The organism is Paraburkholderia sp. BL9I2N2 (assembly GCF_004339745.1).
Lineage (GTDB): Bacteria > Pseudomonadota > Gammaproteobacteria > Burkholderiales > Burkholderiaceae > Paraburkholderia.
Window position 1 is genome coordinate 654,015 of record NZ_SMGP01000003.1, and the last position, 22,565, is coordinate 676,579.

General features: G+C 61.0%; 16 protein-coding genes and 4 pseudogenes. 15 read left to right on the plus strand and 5 right to left on the minus strand.

From position 1 onward, the window contains the following. The first annotated feature begins 57 nt into the window (after positions 1–57). The 7 genes and pseudogenes from B0G74_RS33745 to B0G74_RS33775 all read left to right on the plus strand — a co-directional run bounded on the left by B0G74_RS33745 (position 58) and on the right by B0G74_RS33775 (position 6,442). Entirely contained in the window at positions 58–486 is a 429-nt protein-coding gene (locus B0G74_RS33745) for an antitoxin Xre/MbcA/ParS toxin-binding domain-containing protein (RefSeq protein ID WP_132380464.1), read from the plus strand. Continuing rightward, the gene (locus B0G74_RS33750; protein WP_132380466.1) at positions 483–956 is read left to right on the plus strand and encodes an RES domain-containing protein; all 474 of its coding nucleotides are present in this window, start codon (positions 483–485) and stop codon (positions 954–956) included. The genes B0G74_RS33745 and B0G74_RS33750 overlap by 4 nt, the downstream gene beginning before the upstream one ends. Positions 957–1,039: 83 nt before the next feature. Beyond that, positions 1,040–1,576, plus strand: a pseudogene (locus tag B0G74_RS33755) (hypothetical protein); the annotation flags it as partial. Positions 1,577–3,356: 1,780 nt separating this feature from the next. Next, complete coding sequence (locus B0G74_RS33760) at positions 3,357–4,109, plus strand: glucose 1-dehydrogenase (protein ID WP_132380468.1); 753 nt, start codon at positions 3,357–3,359, stop codon at positions 4,107–4,109. A gap of 269 nt (positions 4,110–4,378) precedes the next feature. Then, positions 4,379–5,011, plus strand: coding sequence for a class I SAM-dependent methyltransferase (locus B0G74_RS33765; RefSeq protein WP_132380470.1), 633 nt, complete (start codon positions 4,379–4,381; stop codon positions 5,009–5,011). Positions 5,012–5,734: 723 nt separating this feature from the next. Then, positions 5,735–5,860: pseudogene (locus B0G74_RS47025) on the plus strand (pirin-like C-terminal cupin domain-containing protein); the annotation flags it as partial. A gap of 132 nt (positions 5,861–5,992) precedes the next feature. Then, the gene (locus B0G74_RS33775; RefSeq protein ID WP_132381296.1) at positions 5,993–6,442 is read left to right on the plus strand and encodes a nuclear transport factor 2 family protein; all 450 of its coding nucleotides are present in this window, start codon (positions 5,993–5,995) and stop codon (positions 6,440–6,442) included. A gap of 293 nt (positions 6,443–6,735) precedes the next feature. Here B0G74_RS33775 and B0G74_RS33780 read toward each other — a convergent pair whose 3' ends face one another. From B0G74_RS33780 to B0G74_RS47710, 3 genes and pseudogenes are all read right to left on the minus strand, one after another. Next, positions 6,736–7,662, minus strand: a complete 927-nt coding sequence (locus B0G74_RS33780; RefSeq protein ID WP_132380472.1) for a LysR family transcriptional regulator — start codon at positions 7,660–7,662, stop codon at positions 6,736–6,738. Between the two features lie 146 nt (positions 7,663–7,808). Then, complete coding sequence (locus tag B0G74_RS33785; protein ID WP_132380474.1) at positions 7,809–8,045, minus strand: hypothetical protein; 237 nt, start codon at positions 8,043–8,045, stop codon at positions 7,809–7,811. A 63-nt stretch (positions 8,046–8,108) separates the two neighbouring features. After that, positions 8,109–8,204 (minus strand): annotated as a pseudogene (locus B0G74_RS47710) (hypothetical protein); the annotation flags it as partial. A 342-nt stretch (positions 8,205–8,546) separates the two neighbouring features. Between B0G74_RS47710 and B0G74_RS33790 the strand changes: the two are divergent. From B0G74_RS33790 to B0G74_RS33805, 4 genes are all read left to right on the plus strand, one after another. Then, complete coding sequence (locus B0G74_RS33790) at positions 8,547–9,845, plus strand: ATP citrate lyase citrate-binding domain-containing protein (protein WP_132380476.1); 1,299 nt, start codon at positions 8,547–8,549, stop codon at positions 9,843–9,845. Positions 9,846–9,855: 10 nt separating this feature from the next. After that, entirely contained in the window at positions 9,856–12,555 is a 2,700-nt protein-coding gene (locus B0G74_RS33795) for a CoA-binding protein (RefSeq protein ID WP_132380478.1), read from the plus strand. Between the two features lie 139 nt (positions 12,556–12,694). Beyond that, positions 12,695–13,993: an MFS transporter gene (locus B0G74_RS33800; RefSeq protein ID WP_132380480.1), complete on the plus strand. Its 1,299-nt coding sequence runs from the start codon at positions 12,695–12,697 to the stop codon at positions 13,991–13,993. 45 nt (positions 13,994–14,038) lie between these two features. Then, the gene (locus B0G74_RS33805; protein ID WP_132380482.1) at positions 14,039–14,821 is read left to right on the plus strand and encodes a substrate-binding domain-containing protein; all 783 of its coding nucleotides are present in this window, start codon (positions 14,039–14,041) and stop codon (positions 14,819–14,821) included. A gap of 15 nt (positions 14,822–14,836) precedes the next feature. Here B0G74_RS33805 and dctA read toward each other — a convergent pair whose 3' ends face one another. Next, positions 14,837–16,144, minus strand: a complete 1,308-nt coding sequence (gene dctA, locus B0G74_RS33810) for a C4-dicarboxylate transporter DctA (RefSeq protein WP_132380484.1) — start codon at positions 16,142–16,144, stop codon at positions 14,837–14,839. Then, positions 16,141–17,073 carry a LysR family transcriptional regulator gene (locus B0G74_RS33815; protein ID WP_132380486.1) on the minus strand — a complete coding sequence of 311 codons (933 nt, stop codon included), beginning with the start codon at positions 17,071–17,073 and terminating at the stop codon, positions 16,141–16,143. The genes dctA and B0G74_RS33815 overlap by 4 nt, the downstream gene beginning before the upstream one ends. A gap of 361 nt (positions 17,074–17,434) precedes the next feature. On the opposite strand from B0G74_RS33815, the gene B0G74_RS33820 reads away from it, so the two are divergent. The 4 genes and pseudogenes from B0G74_RS33820 (at position 17,435) to B0G74_RS33845 (ending at position 22,370) form a co-directional block, all read left to right on the plus strand. Next, positions 17,435–17,749 carry a hypothetical protein gene (locus tag B0G74_RS33820; protein WP_132380488.1) on the plus strand — a complete coding sequence of 105 codons (315 nt, stop codon included), beginning with the start codon at positions 17,435–17,437 and terminating at the stop codon, positions 17,747–17,749. Between the two features lie 729 nt (positions 17,750–18,478). Next, the gene (locus B0G74_RS33830) at positions 18,479–19,807 is read left to right on the plus strand and encodes an FAD-binding oxidoreductase (protein WP_132380490.1); all 1,329 of its coding nucleotides are present in this window, start codon (positions 18,479–18,481) and stop codon (positions 19,805–19,807) included. A 147-nt stretch (positions 19,808–19,954) separates the two neighbouring features. Beyond that, a pseudogene (locus B0G74_RS33835) lies at positions 19,955–20,170 on the plus strand (helix-turn-helix transcriptional regulator); the annotation flags it as partial. A 535-nt stretch (positions 20,171–20,705) separates the two neighbouring features. Beyond that, a complete protein-coding gene (locus tag B0G74_RS33845) occupies positions 20,706–22,370 on the plus strand; it encodes an alpha-amylase family protein (RefSeq protein WP_132380494.1) in 1,665 nt (554 codons plus the stop codon). Positions 22,371–22,565 lie beyond the last annotated feature (195 nt).

The window sequence follows — 22,565 nt, forward strand, 5'->3', positions numbered from 1 at the left end:
GGACAGTATCAACTGCGCTATGATTGGGTATCAACTGATACTTTAGTCGGGAGTCGCATGTCACTGATTACGCCTGAGGCAGTGGCCGCAGTCATGGAACTGCGGCAGGTCCCGCACACGCTCGCGGAACTCGAAGCACTTGTCCGCGACGGACTGCCCAAGTCCGCGCTGCGCGCGGGCGTCGAACATGCGACGCAGGGCGCTGACGCCCGGCGTGCGCTACGTGCCCGCATCATCCCCGAAGCGACCTATAAGCGGCGTCGTGATCGGCTGACGCCAGACGAATCGGAAAAGACTGAGCGGCTGGCCAGGATCGTCGCGACGACGGCCTACGTCTGGAACGACGAAGAGGACGCGCGGGAATTCCTGTCGACGCCGCACCCGGAGCTCGAGGGGCGGGCGCCACTCGATGTTGCACTGACCGAGCTCGGCGCGCGCCGGGTCGAAGAGCTGCTCTGGAAACTGTTTTATGGGTTGCCGGCGTGAAGTTGTTTCGAATCGCCGACACTCGACATACGGTCTGGAGCGGCACCGGCGCGATGCTGGTGGGCGGCCGCTTCAATAGCCCGGGGCGACCGGTCATCTACGCCGCGTCGACCTTCGCCGGTGCGATGCTCGAGGTTCTTGTTCATGCGCGCATCGGCAAGGTACCGAAGACACACGGATGGGTTGAAGCAGCGGTTCCCGACGATATTCGCGTCGAACTCCAGTCGGCCGAATCGTTGCCAGGGGGATGGGATGCGCCAGCACTGCAGGCGGCAAGGGAGTTCGGCGACGCCTGGCTGACCGAGTCGCGTACCGCGCTCCTGATGGTACCTTCCGTCGTCGTCCGTGCAGAGTTCAACGTGCTGGTCAATCCCGCACACCCCGACGCGACGCGGATTGTTGTGACCGAGCCGCAACCCGTGGTGTGGGATGAACGCCTCTTTGTGATGCGGACGGTCGGACACTCCTAGATTACGATGGTGGTCGGCTAGCCTCGCCTCGACGCTTTGCTCCTCAACGGAAATGCCTGGGATGTGGCTTCTAGTTTAGTTCGCAGCGTCCGCCAAAGGTCTACCAGCCGAGAAGCCGCCGGTCGTGTCAGGGCGAATGGGTGCAGATCGATGGCAGCGATCACCACTGGTTCGAGGAACGGGCGCCGGCCTGCACACTGCTGGTGTACGTCGACGATGCGACCAGCCGGCTGACGCATCTGCACTTCACGGCGAGTGAATCGACGTTCAGTTACTTTGAGGCGACGCGTGCGTACATCGAATGCCACGGCAAGCCTGGCGCGTACTACAGCGACAAGGCGAGCGTGTTTCGCAGTGGCAAAGCCCATGAAACGGGAAGCAGCGTGACGCATTTCGGCCGGGCGATGTTCGAGCTGTGTTGAACACAAGCGCCTGAGTCACGTGCTGCAGGTCGCGCAGGCGATCCAGGCGCAACGCGACAACCGGCGCATCTCCGGCTCCCCTGCGCGCACAAATCAGGGACAACCGGCTCGTTCTGTGCGAACAGCAGCTCAGCCAAGGGCCGCGTCGAGCGCGCGCACCTGACGCTGCAGGACCGGGCAACGGAACGCGTGCAGGGCACGAAGGAGCAGCGTGAATTCACACAGGATGACATCAACGATGTGATCACGGAATTGTCACAACGCAGGCAGCCGAAGCAAACACGCAAACCTGGCCGTCGGTCTGCAGGATCTGCCTGAACGGACTGACACGCCCTGCCCGTTTACACGCTGTCCTTCAACGCTGTGTGAGATTCAAACCGTTAAAGACAGGGGCAGACCTGACGTCAAACCCAACCCCGGATACGACATTTCTATTTGGCTGCCACTGCGACATTTCAGAATGGCCTAGACAAAATAAAAGTTCACTGTAATCGGGAACACAGCTTTGCTCAGTGAGATATGTTCTAGAAAGAAGCGTTAAATTGCTTTCGTTTGGTCATTGTGAAATTGTCTGAAACGAAGGGCCCCGTTAGTTGGGGCTATCCACCCCTTCGGTTCTGGACATCCCTGCCGTTTTTCGATGAAGTCGCTCGCACAACTGATTTTGTTATTACTTCTCAACTAAATTTGTTACTACCGCCCGGTACGGCCTGTCCGTCGATGTGATCGTCCCCGCCTCGTTCCAGAAACCGCGGCGCGCTTTCACGCAGCCGATAATCAGCTGCGACGATCGTGGATATCGGGCTGGGTCCACCCACCGGCGCAGGAGGCGGGTAGGGGAGCGCGATACCCGCGATGTGCGGGCATATCGTCGCGCAGCGCCGCAGTCCCGCGATTGCGGCGGCAGGCGTCGCGGCATAGACCTACGGATGGGCGTTTTCCCAGCGAGCCACAAACTGACCGTCGATGCTTTGATTGAGCCAGCACCACGGCAGCCCACCGCTGAGTCCTAACAGCGGCGGCGCACGTCGTGGTTCGCAGGGACTAGCGCGTCAATGACCTGCCAGCCTCCGATCTCTGACCACGATAGGCAGGCGCCCCGAGCCTCTTCCCACATCGAATCAAACCGGGTCTGCTGCCGCGTTCGGTATCTGGCCCGACGCAGGCATTTGCTGGAATACGGCGCACCGAGCCAACTGGACGTCACGGGCGCAATGAATTGGACGCCGTGTGGCGTTGCGCGCGCCACAAGGCTCCGAAGCTCACGCGTGCCGCATGGTATCCGAGCCATTGCTTCGCGTCGTCATCAACTCCCTCAACACAGGACTGGCAGTCCAGCTCGACCGACGGAGTGAGCCGCACTGCCGTGGTTCTCGATAGTCGCCGATCGGGCCAGCGGCGCATTTCGCCGAGGGACGGTCCAGTCAGACGCCGACCCTGAGGCCCCTCACGCGAACGCATCTAAGCCAGCCTTAGGTCGACGAGTTCTAAGCAAATTCGCCGGGCGGCCCGGCGCCCGTGGTTGCCCTGCAGGGAGCGCCTCGTGGAAATCGCCTGTAGGACGGGGCGGTCGTCATCGCGCGGGCCGAGCCGACACACGGACCCAGATCTTTCATCTGCCAGCGCACGTATCCGCGCCGATGCCAGAGATCGAGACTGCGCTGGATATCCTTGCCGTCGACAACGCGAGGGAGATCACCTGCAGTTCGTTGCGGTCTCGTCCGCAGAGCCGCCGTCAAAGTCAGCGCATGAAGTTCATCGGGCCCGTAAGTGGCGTCCATCTACGGAAGAGATGGATTGCATCTCAATATGCCGTCTTCTCAGGAGGCCGGTGCGCTCCTACCATTCGTGTTCGGCCAGCGGGCCGATCTGCAAGCCCTCGCGCTTCTAGCGGGGAGCTTGGGTCGTCGTCCCGTTGCGGGACTTCGGCTCCGCCAGTCGCGGGACCCCGCTTTTCAATTACGAAGGATTAAAGATCATGAAAAACTTAGAAGGCAAGATTGCAGTCGTCACGGGCGGAAGCAGTGGGATTGGCTTGGCCACAGCCAAGCGCTTCGTGGATGAAGGTGCACATGTCGTAATCACTGGGCGCCGAGAGAAAGAGCTGAAAGAGGCCGCCACGTTCATAAAGAAAAACGTTACGACGGTCGTGGGCGATGTGTCGCGCCTGGAAGATCTGGACCGCCTCTTTGCTGTCGTGAAAGAGAAACATGGTCACATCGACATTCTCTTCGCGAACGCGGGCGCAGGGACAATCGCACCGCTCGCGGTAGCTAGTGAGGCCCATTTTGACCAGACCTTCGACGTGAATGTGAAGGGAATGTTCTTTACGGTGCAGAAAGCCCTTCCCCTCTTCAAAGACGGCGGTTCGATTATCCTGAACTCTTCGGTCTCGAACGTGCTCGGGCTTCCAGGATTTACTGCTTACGCCGCGAGTAAGGCGGCTGTGCGCAACTTCGCGCGCGGCTGGGCCTTGGAATTGAAAGACCGCAAGATCCGTGTGAATTGTATGAGCCCCGGAGCAATCGACACCCCCGCCTTGGCGACCACGACGGGCCTTACCGCTGAACAGGCCGAGCAAGCAGTCGCACAGTTCACCACGCAGATCCCAATGGGCCGCAGGGGCATGCCCGAGGAAATCGCTGCAGCAGTCACGTTCCTCGCCTCCGATGAAAGTTCTTACATCACCGGTATCGATCTTCCCGTCGATGGGGGCATGGCGCAGGGCTGACCCGACGCGGTCCTGTGGCTGGACTTACGGGCACGCCGTTTCCATTGGTAGCGACACGACATATGCCACTGCCGTCCTGGACGGCAAGATCACGAACATCCCGGAGTACATTGACACGCAGGCGCAGGCGCGGGCCGCTCAGAGGAACGCGTCCGCGCCTGCGCAGTGCCGGCCCTGGCGGCATTCTTCGCGGTCTATGGCGAATGAGCCGTGGACCGCTGCCTTGCACGTCATACGCTGGTCGAATTCTCTACCGTGAAGGAGATCCCATGTACGACCAAGCCAAGCTAGCGGAGTTGATCCGTTTCTCACGCGTCGATGCGGGCGCCACCGTCATCGACGTTTACCCGGGCGACGGCGACTGGACCCGTCTCTTTTCAGACGTCGTGGGACCCGAAGGACGGGTCTACAGCTTCGTGCCGGCCGAAGTCGCCCACTTCAAGAACGATCCGGTCGGCCTCATGCGGACGCTTGCGAAGGAGCCGGGCCGAGAGAACGTCGAGGTCGTTTCGGCGGACCTCGTGGCGATGCCGCAGGCCACTCGACCGGCTGATGTCCTGTGGCTGCACCTGTTCTACCACGACCTCCACACTGCGCTTATGCAGGCCAAAGGCGCGACGGCGGCGGAGTTCAACCGAGCCGTCTACGAGCGACTGAAGTCCGGTGGGTACTATGTCATCGTCGATCACGCCACCGCCGCCGGGTTGGGCATGAGCAACGCCGAGTCGCTGCATCGGATTGACCCTGCGTCCGTGCGCGAGGAGGTGGAAGCGGCAGGCTTCGTACTGGACGCGGAAAGCACCGTTCTCGCCAACAAGGACGATCCGCACTCGAGCAAGGTGTTCGACCCCTCGATCAAGGGTGAGACCGATCGCTTCGCCTATCGGTTTGTGAAGCCCTAACGAGTCCCGCCGCCCACTTAACGTCGAGCTCGCCACTGGGTGCAAACAACTTGATGCGATCAGAGTAACTTTGAGCCCGGCAAGCGCGGATGACGGCTGCGCCATGGCGTTGCAACAATGCCGCCGGTGACGAGCACCGCAGATGGCCGGATCTCCGCGACCAACCTCGAAAGCCATAGGGCGATGCAACGATTGATTTCGGGGCGACATCGGTCAGCGCGGCATTGTGCTTGGCTTCGATCGATGCTTGGCAGCCGGCCGCACCACCTCGATTTCCGCTCCACACACCAGCCGCCGACCGGACCAAACGGCTCATACGCGGCACTGAGTCCTTCGACAAAGAGGCGCAGCGGGGAGCTGATCAAGAGAGACGTCATCGAGCATGCAGTTGCTTTCTTTCGCACCACGTGATGATTCGCATCTCAATATACCGTATTCCTGACTCGGGGCCCTTTGACCAGCCTCGACCTCTGGATGGCCAACAAGTATTGCGCACGCGTTGAACTACGGCCTGCCGTCCAAGCACATGGACGCGGAACGCGCCTGGCTGGTCCCAAGCGAGAAAAGACTCTCTGCCGTGTGCACGCTTCCCGAGTTGCACGAGCACTATCCATCGCTGAAACGGATGGTTCGGTTCTCAATATCAGGGCTTCTCACGAGCCCGCTTCGGCCGCACCATTGGAAATCGGGGCATTCGAACGCTTCGTTTCCATTCATTCGCGAGATCTGCTTCTGCTCCAAGGCCAGCCGCTCGACGAACCCGTTGTGCAGCACGGGCCCTTCGTGATGAATACGCCCGATAAGATTCGCGACGCTTACGCCGATTATCGAAGCACCCGCTCCGGTACGTGGCCATGGCCAACCCCGGATCCCAATCATGGCCCAAGCAGGGGGCGATTTGCGATTCTCGAAGCGACAACACCGCGTCCTCAGCCGCCGGTCCATAAGCATTCGAATAGGTCAGAAAATGGAGAGCTTTCGATGAGCATCAAAGAGAATGTCCAAGTCGTCAAAGACTTCTTTGCAGCAACGGGCAGCGGCGATAGACGACGTCTGCTGTCGTTGTGCGCTGAAGATATCGAGTGGATCGTTCCGGGCGAGGGTTGGGCCTTGGCCGGGACGCATCGCGGGCATGCCGGACTGGAGGATTTGCTTCAGAAGGCCTCCGGTCTGGAAACGTCATTCCCCGAGCCTCCAGAATTCGTCGCGCAGGGAGACCGGGTGTTGATGACTGGCCTCGCTAGGGGAAAAGTGAAGGCCACGAATAGGCCGTTCGAAGATTATTTCGTCTTTGCCATGACCGTTCGAAATGGCAAGGTGACGAACATCCGGGAGTACGTTGACACGCAAGCACTGGCGCGAGCATCCGAGCCGCTAGTCTCGGACGAGCGTGCGCGGCGGAACGCGCGAGCGGACACGCGGCGTCGATAGCCGCGTGTACTCGTTTGGCTGCTCCAGGGCGCCTTCGCACCGGTTTGCACACACCAAGCGTGACCCAAAAATGCTGATTTCCCGATACCTCCGCACCGCGGGGGCGGGCCACCATCGCCGACTTGAGTCGGCTAAAGGGTGACAGCCGTGCCCCACTGCGGTGCTGTCCGCGGGCCGCTGAGGCGCGGCCATAGGCGGAGCAGGCGCGGCCGAACTCGCGGGCAAGCGGCCCTTCCTGATGGCCACGGGGCCTGGTGTTTGCCCGTGGAGACCGATAAGGCCGCTGCCTAGCGCTAGAGTTTTGCGGGTTCAGGCGACTCTTTTGCGCTCGACCAGTCTTTCAGATGCTCAACGAGCCAGCGACCGGCGGGACCAGGAGGCGCTGCGGCTGGGTAGACGGCAGAAATGGTCAGCATGGTTCCAGCGCGCGGGACACCATCGACGTCAAGGGCGACCAGGTCACCGGAGGCGATGTCTTTCTCCACCATGTGAAGAGGCATCCCTCCCCAGCCGACACAGTCCTTGAGCAACGCATATTTCGTGGACAGATCGGCCAAGCGCCAGGTCGTAGACGATAGGACCCCGTAGTCGCGGCCAGCGAGCAGCTGTGAACGATCGGTCAAGACCAGTTGCACGTGCTTGGAGAGTTCCTTCTTGGGGATATGGCCCTCGAAGTTTGCAAGCGGGTGGCCACGCGCAGCAACCATCACCAACGGGACGGTGCCGAGGCGGTCGATAGCCAGCGACGCGAAGTCCATTGGGAGTGAGGCGAGGATTCCCAACGTGCAGCGCCCCTCCAGCACCGGCTGATACCCAGCACCCAAACCCTCCACGAAGATCCGTAACGGCGTCAACGGGAAGCGCTTGGCGAACGCTCTGGCTGCCTCGCTGATGGCGGCAGTGGGAAAGAAGACATCGAACACCACGGAGAGCTCGGCCTCGACTCCCGAGGTCATGAGCTTTGCCCGAGCTTTGAGGGTGTCAACACCCGACACGATAGCCCGCGCATCCGCAAGAATGAGCACGCCTTCAGGCGTTAGTTTTGGGAAACGCCCTGACCTGTCGAATAGTGTGATGCCGATCTGCTCCTCCAAAGCACTCACCCAGCCACTGACTGCGGACTGCACGCGGTTCAAGCGTCGAGCCGCCGCGGAGAAGCTTCCTTCGTCCACCGCAGCGATGAATGTTCTGAGCTGGTCGAGGGATACGCCGTCGAGCATATAAGCCTTTATCTATCTCTGAGAGCGATGTCTCGCATCGCAATATACCGGATTCTCAGAGTGGGTGGCCTGCGGCATTGAACTTGAGCGTTGCATGATGAACAGAGTCGAGAGAATACGTGCCGTCGGCGTTCAGCACTAGCTTCTCAGATCGGCCTGGAGGTGGGTTGTAGGTCCCAATCTGGCAGTTTAACGAAGGCCTCGCCATTCAGTCCCTGCGTCACGATGACAGTGTTATTGATGAACTGGTCGCCGAACCAGCGCTGCCCGAGCGTTGCCGTCACCATTTTTTCGATGGGCGTCGAGCTATCGAGCAAAAGGTCGAGTGACGCCTTCATTTCAACCAGAGTGCCCACCGCGTCAAGCGCTGAGTCTTCTCCCATTCCCTGATAGCCATCAGAGTTCACCAACGCTGTTGTATTGAAGTTATGCGTCCAGCCTTTCCCTAACGGACCACTCTGGTTCTTTCGGCCTGACCTGTACTGGCGCTGAAAATTCAGGCTCTGTGGGAAGGCGCCTGTGCCTACAACGGCCGCATTGATAACATCTTGACATCAATGCTTCGAAAAAATGCACTTATCGCTTAACTCAATTTGCGTGAGTATCTGTACTCAAGATTCCAGCGAGATTGGCACGAAAATAAAACGCATCGGAGACAAGGCTATGTACAACGCAAGGCGCACCTTGAGCGCCTAACGATCGCCCCTTGGGCGGCTAGTCTCGAGCCCCAGCGGTTCGAGCACCGGACAACTCGACACACATCATCCACGCATTCCGAACGCCAACGGCGTCACGGCCGCTTGTCACGCCTCGCGCTTTCGCCGAACTACCAATCCGTACACCCGTTTCTTTTTATATCGCTATGCCCTTCAGGAGACAACTTCATGCAAATCACCGGTATGTTGCACGGCGCGCGCCTGTTGCAATTCGTTGGATTCCCGGCGAGTGAGATCCTCGGCCCGAGCGCCAGCGAGGAGGAGATCAAGACTTTGATCGATCGTCATCGCCAGATATTCATCAAACCCGTTTTCAAAGGCGGAGTGGGAAAGAAGGGGAAGGCGGGTTTACTGGGCCGCGCGACCGATCTCAAGACGGCGTTGATCGAAAAAGAGCGGTTGTACTTCGCCGAGCATTCCGTCGGCCACGTGAAAGCAAAGTCGAATGGCGTGACGTTCGAAGCCGGCGTTCCAGCCCAGCATGAGGTCTATTTCTCGATCACCGACTCCACGCGTTTTCGTGCGCCGACCATGACGCTCTCGCACAAGGGCGGCATGGATATCGAAGAGGTCGATCCGAAGCATGTGGCGATGGTGCCCTTCGACGCGTTGACGGGTTTAAAGGCGTTCGTCGTGGCGAACGCGCTGAGCGAAATCGGTGCGCCGAAGGAGATCATCTCGCCGCTCGTGCAGCAGTTGCCGAAACTCTGGGAGCTCTTTCACGATTTCGGCATGACGACACTGGAGTTGAATCCGATCCGCATGCGCGAGGACAAGCACGGACGACTCACGCCGGTTGCCTGCGACTTCAAGTGCGGCTTCGATCGCGATGATCCGCGATGGACGCGCCTCGGGCTGCCGCAACACCTGTTCGCAGCGGACTACTCCGACTTCGAGCAGGAGATCAATCAGTTGCGCACGCACCAGGGCCAGAGCGACGTGTATGTGATCAACGAGAAAGGCACGATTCTCGCGCCGACGTTCGGCGGCGGCGCCAACTCGCTCGTCACCGAAATGCTGGGCGACGCCGCGATCATCTCGTCGGATTTCGGCGGCAATCCGCCTTACGCGAAGATGAAAGAAGTGGCCCGCATCTGCTTCAGGCATTGGCTCAAGCAGGCGAATGTGCTTTTCATCATCGGCGGCAAGTCGAATAACACCGACATCTTCGAGACGCTGCGAGCGATGGCCGACGCTCTTCGCGAACACTTCAGCGAGCATGGGCCGACGCCCCTTTACGTGGTGCTCGGCCGCGGAGGGCCGAACCTCGTGCGAGGGATGGCCGCGCTGAGAGATACATGCGATTCGCTCGGCCTGCCGTACCGGCTGTTCGGATTTGATTCCGACATCAGCGAAGTCATCCAGTACGCACGGCAGGCGGATGCTTGGATGCGCGCCGGTGGCCGAGCCGAGGTCGCAGCACGGATCGGCGCGCCCACGACCGAAACCGAAACGGCTCAAGCCTGAGGAGAGCGACATGTACAAGCAAACCAGCAACCAGTTCAAGTATTTCGTTGGCGTCAACTCGCTCGCGCAGATCGCCACGCGGGACGATCGCGTGTGCGTACTTAACATCCTGGGCGGTGAGTCCTCAGAGGTAACGCCCGTCAGTCATGCGTTTTCGGGCGGCAATATTGTCTTCGGCACGGCGCCGGGCAAGGGCGGCCAGGTGCTCGCCACATCTATCGGCGATATCCCGGTTTACAACAACGTTCGCGAGGGTCTGGAGGCAGGGCATCGCTTCAACTGCGGCGTGGTCTATCTACCGCCATCGGCGGCTCGCGACGGCGTCGCCGAACTGATCCGCGTCAATCCCGATCTGAAGAAGATTTTCATCATCACCGAGAAGATCGCCGTGCACGACGCTCGCGAAATTCGCGCAATGGGCCAGCAGGCGGGCATCGACATCTTCGGGGCGAACGGGCTGGGCGTCGCCGACTCGTGGAATCGTGTGAGAATCGGCGGAGCACTCGGTGGTGATAGTCCAGACGATTCATTGCGCAAGGGATCGATCGCCATCTTCTCGAACTCAGGCGGCTTCAGCACGACGATCGCGCAGTACCTGCGCATGAGCGGCTGGGGCACGTCGACGGTCATCTCCAGCGGCAAGGACGTCTACATCCACTATGCCGCACCGGAATTTGCCTTTGCGCTCGCCAATGATGCGCGCAGCAAGGCCGCCGTGCTCTATTGCGAACCGGGCGGCTACTACGAGGCCGACGCGGCCTTCACGAAGCCGGCGGTGGCCTGCGTGGTGGGTCGTTGGAAGAGTCGCCTCACGCGTGCGGTCGGCCATGCGGGCGCGATGGCCGGCGGCTCCGACGACGCACAAGCCAAGGAACGCTGGTTCATGGAGAAGTTCGGCGTGGACCGGCTTTTCACGCCCGACGATCCGTGCTGCTCCGCCAAGGGCGCGGTCGTCACGAACATCGCGCATATCCCGGCGGCGCTGACCGCCGTGATGCGCGCCAACGCGACGATGCCCGACTTCGAGCCCGAAGGCAGTCTCGCGCTCAAGCCGTGGTTTGGCTCCGACCAGGGCATCCAGCTTCCGTCCGGCCTTGCGATTCCCGTGGTCGGTGCGGTCGCCCCCTATGACGAGCAGGTCTTGCAGGTCAATCGGCAAGTCGGGGCGATTGCGCCGCGTCAGGCGCTCAAGGACGCATCGGGCGCTTCGCAGATGGATGCGAAAACGCAGGTCAGCAGCCTGCATGGCGCCTCGATGCTCGACGCAGCGACGCATTCGCTCGAAGCGAACGTCTGCCTTGCCCTGCTTCACGAGATCGGCGGCGAGAACGACGAGAAGCTCATCGATGTCGCGATCACCGCGTTCGTCAATCTTCACGGAACGCCGGAACTCGCGGCGGCGCAAGCCGCTCGCGAGGCCGGAAACGCGCCCAACGCGATCCTGGCGGCCGCGGCTTCGATCATCGGGCCGAATCGCCAGCGAGCGGCTCGGGATGCCGCGAAATGGATGATCGATCGCTTCTCGGCAGCTGGCCTTACGAGCCCGCTCGATGAGAACTTCGACATCGCCCGGATCGACGCGAGCGGCAGCGAGCCGTTTTTCGCCGACTCAAGCGATCCGCGCGCTGAGGCGATGCTCGCGGGACTCGCCGAGCGTGGGGCCCAGTCGGTCCTCGTCCGCTGGCTCGCGTCTCAACCTGATCACCCGACGGCCGACGCGGTGCTGGCCGCGATCACCACGACGCTCGCATGGGGACCGCTGATGCGAAAGCGCATCTCGCGCGTTACGGCCGAGAGCCTGCCCTGGTGGACCATGCTGTTCGGGACGCTGATCGGCGCATCGGCGGATGCCTCGCGACACCGTCCAGACGGCTTCTGCGGCTTTACCACGCAAGCTTTGCTGAACGAACACAGTCTCACGGAAATCTGCTTTGCCGCGCTGCTCAACCTCGAACCCGGGCCCGACGATCTGTTCGCTTTCAAGACGCTCGTCGGTCTGCTGCTCACCAACGGTCCAGGAGCCATCTCGGCGCAGGGTGCGAAAGGCGCGGTATCGGCCGACGGTCCGGAAAGTCCAGAGCGAGTGCAACTCAACAAGGCTCTGGTCGGCTTTCTCACGCATACCGGCTATACGCATGGCGGCAACGGCTATGAGGGCATCGCGTTCCTGATCGAAGCGTTCCGGGACAGCGGCCTCGCCGATCCGTCCGACCCTGTACATGGCGTTGACCTGCGCTCGCTGGCCGAGCGCTCGGTCGAGCGGTATGCGCAATACAAGGCCCGGCAGAAGCATGCCGGCAGCCTCGATATCGCGAAGCTGCCGGGGGTGAACCATCCGGTCTTCAAGGACAGGCCGGTCAACCACGATCCGCGCGAAGTGTTCATCGCGGACCTGTGCGAGAAGCGCGGGGAATACAACGTGTTCCATGCGTTCTATCGCGAACTTGTGCAGGCGTTGTTCGATGCCGGCGTGTCCCGCAACGTGTATTGCGTCAACGTCGATGCGGTGATCGCAGCGCTGCTGCTGAAGATGCTGTGGCAGCCGCTGCGACGTGGTGAATTGAGCGAGACCGATCTGGAAACCGCCGCGTTCACGATCTTCCTTTATCCCCGCATGCTCGGATGCGCGGCGGAAATCGACGATCACCTGAACCGGGGACGCAATATGGACACCCGAACGCCCGCGTCGCAATGCCGATTTGTAGCTTGAGCGCTTTCCCGACACTGATAACCAACGGACATCAATCGTTTCGAAAATAGCACTTATCGTTTCATGTGGTTCGGGCGAATATTCGACAAACAACAAATCGCCCGAACACCGCAAGTTCAAAATTTCTGGAGACAACTCGATGCATCCCTCCTCACCCCCACTGGCCCCCGGGCAATCGAAGGTATCCGCCGTGCTACGCGTGACGGCAGGCAACTTCCTGGAGCAGTTCGACTTCTTCCTGTTCGGCTTCTATGCCACGCAGATTGCCGCGGTCTTTTTCCCGGCGGGGAGCGAGTTCGCTTCACTGATGATGACGTTCGCCGTGTTCGGCGCGGGCTTCCTAATGCGGCCGCTCGGTGCGATCATCCTCGGCGCGTACATCGACGATGTCGGCCGCCGCAAGGGCCTGATCGTCACGCTGTCGATTATGGCGAGCGGCACCATCCTGATCGCGTTCGTGCCCGGCTATGCGACGATCGGACTCTTCGCCCCGGCGCTGGTTCTCATCGGTCGTCTGCTGCAAGGCTTCTCGGCGGGAGCTGAACTCGGCGGGGTATCGGTGTATCTCGCCGAAATGGCGACGCCGGGCCGCAAGGGCTTCTTCACGAGTTGGCAGTCGGCGAGCCAGCAAGTGGCTATCGTCATCGCCGCCGCGCTCGGCTTCGCGCTCAATCAGTGGCTCGACACGGCGGCGATCGCTGCGTGGGGATGGCGCGTGCCGTTCTTCGTCGGCTGCATGATCGTGCCTTTCATCTTCCTCCTGCGGCGCAATCTCGAGGAAACGCAGGAATTCAAACAGCGCCAGCATCGCCCGAGCATGAAAGAGGTCTTTGCTACGCTCGTGCAGAACTGGAATGTCGTGATCGCTGGCGTGCTGCTGGTGGCAATGACCACCACGAGCTTCTATCTGATCACGGTGTATGCGCCGACCTTCGGCAAGACGGTCCTGCATCTGAGCACTGCCGACAGCCTGCTCGTCACGCTGTGCGTGGGTGTCTCCAATTTCATCTGGCTGCCGATTGGTGGTGCGCTGTCGGATAGGATCGGACGCCGTCCGCTCCTTCTTGCGATGACGATCCTGGCAATTGCGACCGCCTACCCGGCGCTGTCGCTGCTGGCCCACGCACCGAGCTTCGTCAACATGCTGCTTGTGCTGCTCTGGCTATCGTTCATGTACGGCATGTACAACGGCGCGATGGTCGTCGCGCTCACTGAGGTGATGCCAGTGGAGGTACGCGTCGCCGGATTTTCACTCGCCTACAGCCTCGCGACAGCGGTCTTCGGAGGTTTTACTCCCGTCATCTCGACCGCGCTCATTCATATGACGGGTGATAAAGCCGCGCCAGGCTACTGGATGAGCTTCGCCGCGGTGTGCGGGCTCGGAGCAACACTCGCACTGTACCGGCGCCGTCGCGTTCCACTGCATGCGGCTCCCTGAAGCATCGCACGCCTCCTCGAACACCAGACTGACATTTATCGCCCAATGAAATCCTTCCTTCTGAAACTCTGCACCGCGGCGCTGCTCGGCACCTGCGCCGCTGCGGCGAATGTGCAGGCCGCCGATCTGCATGTAATGAGTTCGGGTGGCTTTACCGCCGCCTACAAGCTGCTCGGCCCGAAGTTCGCGGCGTTCAGCGGCGATACGCTCGATACCGCGCTCGGCCCGTCGATGGGCAAGTCGCCGGAGGCCATTCCGAACCGGCTTCAGCGCGGCGAACCTGCCGACGTGGTGATCATGGTCGGCTATGCACTCGATGATCTGATCAAGCAGGGCAAGGTGATTCCCGGTTCGCGCGTCGAGCTTGCGGATTCGCGGATCGGCATGGTGGTGCGCGACGGCGCGCCGAGGCCCGACATCGGGTCCGAGGCGGCGCTCAAGGCAACCTTGCTGCATGCCCGGTCGATCGCTTACTCGGATAGTGCGAGCGGCGTCTATATCGAGCGCGAGTTGTTCAAGCGGCTCGGCATCGAGGAGCAGGTCAAGACCAAGGCGAAGATGATCCCCAAAATTCCGGTGGCGTCCGTTGTGGCGACGGGCGACTACGAAGTGGGATTTCAGCAGGTGAGTGAGCTGCTTCCGGTGAAGGGCGCGGCGTATGTCGGCAAGATTCCGGAGTCGATGCAGTCCGTCACGCGCTTTGCGGCCGGCATTCCCGTCGGCGCGCAACACCCCAGGGAAGCCAAAGCGCTGCTCGACTATCTCGCGTCGCCCGCCGTGCAGCCGGAGGTGACATCGACCGGGCTCGATTCCGTCGCCACCCATTGAGACGAAGGCAACGATTCAGCCCGTCAGGTCGGCGGGCTGATCGAATGCATCCTCATCCTCAGGCTCATGCGCCAGGCTCAATGCGTTCTTCAGGCGCACCCGGTCGCAGGAACGCTCCCACATCGATACGAAGATCACCGCGCAGGCATTGCTGATCACACTCGTCAGGGCGCGCGCTTCGGACATGAAGCGATCGATGCCCACCAGCAGCGCGACGCCTGCAAGCGGCAAGTCGGGGATGACGGCCAGCGTCGCGACGAGCGCAACCAGTCCGCTGCCCGTTACGCCCGCCGCGCCCTTCGACGTGAGCAGCATGACCGCGAGCATGGTCGCGATCTGGCCGCCCGAGAGGTGAACATCGCACGCTTGAGCGATGAACATGGAGGCGAGCGTCAGGTAGATCGCCGTGCCGTCGAGGTTGAACGAATAGCCGGCGGGCAGCACGAGTCCCACGATTCCCTTGTCGCAGCCAAGCGCTTCGAGCTTGACGATGAGGCGCGGCAGCACGGGTTCGGTCGACGAAGTCGCGAGTACGATGACGAGTTCTTCGCGAATGTAGCGCAGCAGTCGCCAGAGCGAGAAGCCATGCAGCCGTGCGAGTGGACCGAGCACGCAAACGATGAACAGCAGGCACGCCGCGTAGAACGCCACCATCAGCATGCCGAGCGAGCCAATCGAACGAATGCCGAAGCGGCCCACCGTGAATGCCATCGCGCCGAATGCGCCGACCGGCGCAAGCCGCATGATCATCGCAAGGATGCGAAACAGCACGTGAGCGATGCCGTCGATGAATTCCTGTACCCGCCGCCCGGCGCTTTGGTTGGCATTCAATGCGAAGCCGAACAGAAGGGCAAGCAGCAGCACCGGCAGCACCTCGCCTTTCTCGAAAGCGCCGACGAGCGTCTCAGGGATCACATGCAGCGCGAATTCGACGAATCCGTGCGACTGCGAGCGCGTCGAATACTGCGCGAGGACCGTCGCATCCAGATGATGCGCGTCGATGTGCAGGCCCGCGCCCGGGTGCAGCGCAAACGCGCTCGCCAGCCCCAGAACGAGCGCAACAATGGTGAGAAAGTAGAACAACGCCAGCGCCTTCAGAATCGTCCGCCCGATCTTCGAGCCGCTCGCAAGCGACGTGATGCCGGTGACGATCGTGCAAAAGACGATCGGCGCGATCATCATGCGCACCAGCGCGACGAACGCATCGCTGAGTGGTTTGAGCGACGCGCCGGCCTGCGGCCAGAAGTGGCCGACGGTCATGCCAAGCCCCATTCCAAGCAGGACCTGGACGTAAAGCAGCCTGAAGGGCCTTGCCAACGTCATTTCGGCGCCTTCTTTCCCGCGGCGCCGACCGTGCCGCTGCGCTTCGTGTCGAGGATCGTCTGATAGAACTGTTGCGCGGCGGGCGCGAGCGGACGTCCGCGGCGCCTGACTATGCCGACGCGTCTCGTCACAACCGGATCGACGAGCGGCACGCTCGTCAGAATCGGATGGTCGCGCATGGGCATGGCCATTGAAGGCACGGCGGCCACACCGAGTCCTGCTTCGATCAGGCCAAGCATGGTGGTGACATGGCGGGTCTCGCAGACGCTAGGCATCCTCGGCGCCACGGTGGTCAGCGCCTGATCGAGCAGCAGGCGGTTGCCAGAAGTCTTGTCCACGGATACATATTCGTGTTCATAAAGCTCGTTCCAGGTCACGCGCTTTTTCTGAGCAAGGGGATGATCGCGGCGGCACGCGGCGACAAACCGTTCCTGCAGCAAGACCTTGAACTCGACCTCGGTCTCCTGGCTGCCCATGAAGCTGACGCCGAAATCGGCTTCGCCGCTGATCACTGAGCCGAGCACTTCGTTGGCGCTCGAGTCGAGGAGCTTGACCCGGATTCGCGGATAGCGACTGTGATAGGCGGCAATGACGCTCGGCAGGAAATAATAGGCAACGGACGGCACACACGCGATGGTCACATGACCCAGGCGGCTCGTGGAGACGTCGCGGATACCGAGCAACGCGACATCGAGATCGTCGAGCAATTGTTCCGCGCTCGGGGCGAAAACGCGTCCTACGGTCGTGAGCGTAACGCTTCGGGTTGTTCGCTCGAACAGCCGCACGCCGAGCGCCGCTTCGAGCTTCTCGACGCGGCGGCTCAATGCCGGCTGCGAGATGTTGACCGCCTCCGCGGCTTTGCGGAAGCTACCCAACTCGACGACAGCTCGAAACGCCTGCAAATCGTTCAGGTCGAAGTTAACGCCCACGAGCCATCCTCCGAATTTTAGATGCGGCTATTTTGCATGATGCGGGCGAAAGCGACCATCGAGAGCAACACTCGGTAAATTCAGCCCAAGGATCGCACCGAAGTCGGGGCGGGGGCCGGTTCCGTGGTGTCAGCGGTCATTCATGGCCGAGAGGTGGGCGTCTCTTTATGACCGAGAGCGCCAGCTCCGTGGACGCTCCACGGAGCTGACGTTGGAGTTTTCAATGGCAGCTTCCGACGGGCGGGTGAACGCGTACGCCAGGCCAGTTTCGGACGTTCGACATTGCTGGACGAATCGTCGACAATCTGCAGTTGTTTAGCCCTCGGGCCACTAACGCGAACAGTCCCGATCGAGTCTTCACATGCCACAAATCGAATTGAAGCAGGCTGAGAAAACAGACCATCAGCTAATCGTAAACCTGATGCAGTTTTATAACTATGACTTCGGTGAGTGGATTCCGCTTTCGTTCGCGGACGACGGTTTTTTTGCTATCCGTCCGAAGCTCGATTATCTCGCCAGTTCAACGACGATTCCATTTCTCATTCTCGTCGATGCCCAAATCGCCGGTTTCGTCATCGTCGACGTCGAGGTTCATGCCACGGGGGCACAGTTCAATATCGGTTGCGCGACGGCAGGCCGTTGCCCCTGCAGGCGGACGCGCTCGCGCTCGGCTTAGTGAGCCTACGCGATGGTGTGCAGTTCTCCAGAGTATGCGATCCACAGACGGCGAGCGACGAGGTGATGCAGACAGTGCTTGCGGGATTTTTCTCGTGCGTATTGTGGCGGCGCCGGAAGAAATACAGGACGCCGATCATCGCGCGGACGTGGCTGGCCGCAGACGTCGGATGCCCACCGCGGGCGCCGACAACATCCGTGGCCAGCGTCCAGCACGATGAAACTGAAGGCCATTGCCTGGGCAACGTGCTGTACCGCGCTCAGCCTGTCGGTCGTCAGAACTCGGTGCCCCGAAAGAACTCTTCCGTCTCGTACGGTCGCCGCAGGTAGTGGTGTATGTCAAGCTGTCAAAGGAGATAATCATGTTTTACGACCACACGAATTCTCAAAGTATTGATCACTGAAGTGGTACGAGTGATCGGCGCGACGTGGGTTCGGCGGCGAACGATATCATCGGTGTGATCAATCCTGCTCCGGCAAGGAACTGGTCATGGGCGCATCGCAGTGACTCATATGACTGGATGGACTGGCACAGTCCATTTCCTGCGATAGCCCCGTCGGTGACCGTGCCCTGATTTCGGATACAACAGGATCGTCCTATCAGCGAAGCAATGGAAGATACGAAAATCATAGCCACGATCTGCGGATGGCGAAATCGCGCTTCAGGTGCGCATTTCCGAAGGTCTTGACTGCAGTAACCTACCGAGAAGCGGCAACCAACGGCTACGAAATGCTAAGGATCGACGAAGTCACGAATAGCGAAGGTTTCGCCGAGCGATGCGATGTCGCGATAGTAGGCGGCGGCATTGTTGGCGTCAGCACCGCGTATGAACTGGCGCGACGCGGCCTCCAGGTGGCTCTGCTCGAAAAGGGCGTCATTGGTTGCGAGCAGTCGGGCCGCAATTGGGGCTGGGTGCGTCAGCAGAACCGCGACCTCCATGAGTTGCCGCTCGCGATGCAGAGCCTCAAGCGCTGGAGCGAACTAAGCGAAGAACTGGGCGAGGACATTGGGTTTCGTAAGGCGGGCATCCTGTACGGCACGGAGCATGAATCTGACATCGCGCAATGGGAGTCGTGGCTTGCCCGCGCCCGGGAAGTCGGCTTTAACAGCGAGATCCTCAGTGCGCGCGAACTGGCAGTGCGCATTCCGTCCGGACGTGCGAAGTGGGCTGGAGGGCTGTGGTCGGCCACGGACGGCCGCGCCGAGCCGTCGAAAGCCGCGCCTTCGATTGCTCGCGGCGCGCAAGGTCTCGGCGCGATGGTGTATCAGAACTGCGCGGTACGAAGTCTCGACATGAGCGCGGGGCGTGTCTCTGGCGTCTGGACGGAGCGCGGCCGGCTCGCAGCCGACACCGTCGTTCTCGCGGGAGGCGCCTGGAGCGCGTTGTTCTGCCAGCATCACGGCATCGACCTGCCATCCATCAACGTGATGGGAACGGCGTTGCGAACCGCTGAGGCGCCGGGGGTTATCGAAGGCTGTTTCTCCGGGCCTAACTTCGCGCTGAGGCGACGGTTGGACGGCGGCTATACGATCGCGGTTCCCGGCCACGGACGTGTGGAGCTCGCGCCACAAAACCTGCGGCATTCGGTAAAGTTCCGCACCATGTTCCGCAGCAAGCTGAAGAAAAAACTGAAGATTCGCGTCGGTGCCAGCTTCTTCCACGGACCGGAAGCAAGCGCGACCTGGCGCGACGATGACGTCTCGCCGTTCGAAGGAACACGGGTGCTGGATCCCCGGCCTGATACCGAATGGCTCGAACGTGCGCTGCAAAACGTGGCCAGCGTGTTTCCCGAACTGTCGGGCTTGCGGATCGCTCACGCGTGGGCGGGCGCGATCGACACGACGCCGGACCTCGTTCCCGTCATCTCGAAGGTTAATGCGAAACCCGGTCTCGTGATCGCATCCGGCTTCAGCGGACACGGCTTTGGACTAGGGCCAGGCGCAGGCGTGCTCGTGAGCCGGCTGGTAATGGACGAGGAGCCGCAGTTCGACATTAGTCCCTACAGACTCGCCCGCTTTTCGGACGGAACGAAACTGAGCAGCCCCGAAATGATGTGACGCGAGGCCGCGGGCAAACTATCGCGGCAGCCCACTTCGGGAGATTGAACCTCCAGTGCAATTCAACCGTATTGACTAACGGCCGTTGCAATTTTAAAAGCGGCCGGAGATCTTGATCGAGCTCGTATGACTGAGAAGGGCAGAGCGATTCCGCATAAGGTCGTGAGCGCAGCCGTGGACGGTGTAACACCGTCTCGAGCATGGCGGCAGCACCTTGGGCTGAAACAAGCAGAAGTCGCTGCGCGCATGGGCATCAGTCAACCGGCCTACTCGCAACTGGAAACGAAAGAGCGCCTAAGCAACTCTTCGCGTGAAAAGATTGGAGCCGCACTCGGTATCACGGCGGATCAACTGGACTTTTGACGGATCGGGCGGTCGGGAAGTTCGTACAGTGAAGGAAATGCTTGCGTTGCGCGAGCGGGGACATACTGTGGAAGTGGTCTGTCCTCGCGGCGCCCAGATTGGCGTGCGCTCGGCCGAGCTTGGCTTCGCGGTGCACCACGCGTGCCTTGCGGCTTGCGCATTTCCGGGTAGCAGATCCACTCCGACGGATTACAACCGGCGGCGAGCTGTCGTTAAGGTTGGGCGACCACCTTGGCACGTGTTCGGGGCGCCGATGGATCGTACGACTGCTTGCGCTCTCCCCGCGGGGGCGAAGACCAGATACGACATGCCGACAAGCGCACCCGAAGCGAGCCGGAGGAAGGTATTAACACCTGGGCCTTCCAGAAAGGATCGACCTCTATTAGCCGCTGAACAGACCCTTTGCGACCTGAAACGCCGCGTCCCGAAGCGGAGCGCGGGTACACTGGATGTATGACGCCATGCTCCCACCAGGTGAGTGCTGTCATCGTCGCTCCAGGCGTAGCATCGAACCAGTCCACGACATCTATTGCGCATGTTAAACGACCTCTGGTACAAAAACGCGATCGTCTACTGCCTGTCGGTGGGCACCTACATGGATGCGAATGGCGACGGCGTCGGCGATTTTCAGGGTTTGATGCGCCGGCTCGATTACCTGCAGGGCCTCGGCATCACGACGCTCTGGCTGATGCCGTTCCAGCCTTCGCCGGGCCGCGATAACGGCTACGACATTTCCGACTACTACAACGTCGATCCCCGCTATGGCACCCTCGGCGACTTTGCCGAGTTCACGCACGCGTGCCGGCAACGCGGTCTGCGGGTAATGATCGATCTGGTAGTGAACCACACGTCCGATCAGCACGCGTGGTTTCAGAGCGCGCGCCGCGACCCGGAATCACAGTACCGAGCCTGGTACGTGTGGTCGAAGAAGAAGCCCGCGAACGCAACAGACGGCATTGTGTTCCCCGGCGTGCAGAAATCCACATGGACTTACGACAAGGAAGCAGCCCTTTGGTATTTCCACCGCTTCTACGACTTCCAGCCTGACCTGAACACGGCGAACCCGCACGTTCAGGCGGAACTGCTGAAGATCATGGGCTTCTGGATCCAACTCGGGGTATCAGGTTTCCGTATGGACGCCGTGCCCTTCGTGATCGCGACCAAAGGCCCACAGGTGCGGCAGCCCGTCGAGCAATACGACATGTTGCGGACCTTCCGCGAGTTCCTCCAATGGCGTAAGGGCGACGCGATCATCCTCGCCGAAGCAAACGTTCTGCCCGACACCGACATGCAGTATTTCGGCGACGAGGGCGAGCGTCTGCAGATGATGTTCAACTTTCAGGTCAATCAAGCCACGTTCTATACGATGGCGAGCGCAGACACTGCACCGCTCAGGAAGGCGCTTCGCGCAACAAAACCGCGCCCGGCGACAGCGCAATGGGGCGTGTTCCTGCGCAATCACGACGAACTCGACCTGGGACGTCTCACGCCGGAGCAGCGCGAGACCGTATTCGCCGCATTCGGGTCGGCGCCTGACATGCAACTCTATGACCGCGGCATTCGCCGAAGGCTCGCGCCAATGCTCAACGGGGACCGGCGCCGCCTCGAACTCGCGTATAGCGTAATGCTCACGTCACCGGGCACACCGGTCTTTCGTTACGGCGATGAGATCGGCATGGGTGACGATCTACGCCTGCCGGAGCGTGAATGCGCGCGCACGCCGATGCAGTGGTCGACCGAGCCGCACGGCGGTTTCACGAAGCATCCAAAGCCGGCCGCGCGGGTCATTTCAGGCGGGCCATACGGCTTTGAACGCGTGAACGTCGCGAGCCAGCGCCGCGATCCGGATTCGCTGCTGAACTGGATGGAACGCCTGATCCGCATGCGCCGCGAAGTGCCGGAGATCAGCTGGGGAGACTTCTCGATCCTGCGGATATCGCGTAAGGACGTGCTCGGCTTACGCTACGACTGGCGCAATAATTCGGTGGTGTGTCTGCATAACTTCAGCGCGACCGCATGCACGGTCAGTTTCAAAACCGGGACCGGCGATCCAGGCGACGCGCGGCTCGTCAACCTGCTCTCCGACGAACACAGTCAGGCCGATGTAACCGGACGGCACACGGTGGTGCTCGAGCCCTATGGCTATCGCTGGTATCGCGTGGGAGGTCTCGACTATCTGCTCAAACGCAGCGAGGTCTAGCAGGCGGCTTCGTGTTCCCCGGGCGCTTGGAGTAGGATGGTCATGTACACCTAACCACTAGGAAGGGGGACCATGACTACCTGTCAGCAATGTGGTGGCCAAGGAAAAATCAAGTGCGAAAAATGTGGCGGGACGGGAAAAGTGCAGATAACTGAAATCGAGACTGTTTCAGACATGTCTTACACGTCCAACACC

Excerpts from the sequence above, each read along its gene's own strand:
- B0G74_RS33760 (WP_132380468.1), top strand. The coding sequence starts at position 3,357 with ATGAAAAACTTAGAAGGCAAGATTGCAGTCGTCACGGGCGGAAGCAGT.
- B0G74_RS33775 (WP_132381296.1), top strand. The coding sequence starts at position 5,993 with ATGAGCATCAAAGAGAATGTCCAAGTCGTCAAAGACTTCTTTGCAGCA.
- B0G74_RS33765 (WP_132380470.1), top strand. The coding sequence starts at position 4,379 with ATGTACGACCAAGCCAAGCTAGCGGAGTTGATCCGTTTCTCACGCGTC.
- B0G74_RS33795 (WP_132380478.1), top strand. The coding sequence starts at position 9,856 with ATGTACAAGCAAACCAGCAACCAGTTCAAGTATTTCGTTGGCGTCAAC.
- B0G74_RS33745 (WP_132380464.1), top strand. The coding sequence starts at position 58 with ATGTCACTGATTACGCCTGAGGCAGTGGCCGCAGTCATGGAACTGCGG.
- B0G74_RS33800 (WP_132380480.1), top strand. The coding sequence starts at position 12,695 with ATGCATCCCTCCTCACCCCCACTGGCCCCCGGGCAATCGAAGGTATCC.
- B0G74_RS33820 (WP_132380488.1), top strand. The coding sequence starts at position 17,435 with ATGCCACAAATCGAATTGAAGCAGGCTGAGAAAACAGACCATCAGCTA.
- B0G74_RS33785 (WP_132380474.1), bottom strand. The coding sequence starts at position 8,045 with ATGGGAGAAGACTCAGCGCTTGACGCGGTGGGCACTCTGGTTGAAATG.
- B0G74_RS33845 (WP_132380494.1), top strand. The coding sequence starts at position 20,706 with ATGTTAAACGACCTCTGGTACAAAAACGCGATCGTCTACTGCCTGTCG.
- dctA (WP_132380484.1), bottom strand. The coding sequence starts at position 16,144 with ATGACGTTGGCAAGGCCCTTCAGGCTGCTTTACGTCCAGGTCCTGCTT.
- B0G74_RS33805 (WP_132380482.1), top strand. The coding sequence starts at position 14,039 with ATGAAATCCTTCCTTCTGAAACTCTGCACCGCGGCGCTGCTCGGCACC.
- B0G74_RS33780 (WP_132380472.1), bottom strand. The coding sequence starts at position 7,662 with ATGCTCGACGGCGTATCCCTCGACCAGCTCAGAACATTCATCGCTGCG.
- B0G74_RS33830 (WP_132380490.1), top strand. The coding sequence starts at position 18,479 with ATGCTAAGGATCGACGAAGTCACGAATAGCGAAGGTTTCGCCGAGCGA.
- B0G74_RS33790 (WP_132380476.1), top strand. The coding sequence starts at position 8,547 with ATGCAAATCACCGGTATGTTGCACGGCGCGCGCCTGTTGCAATTCGTT.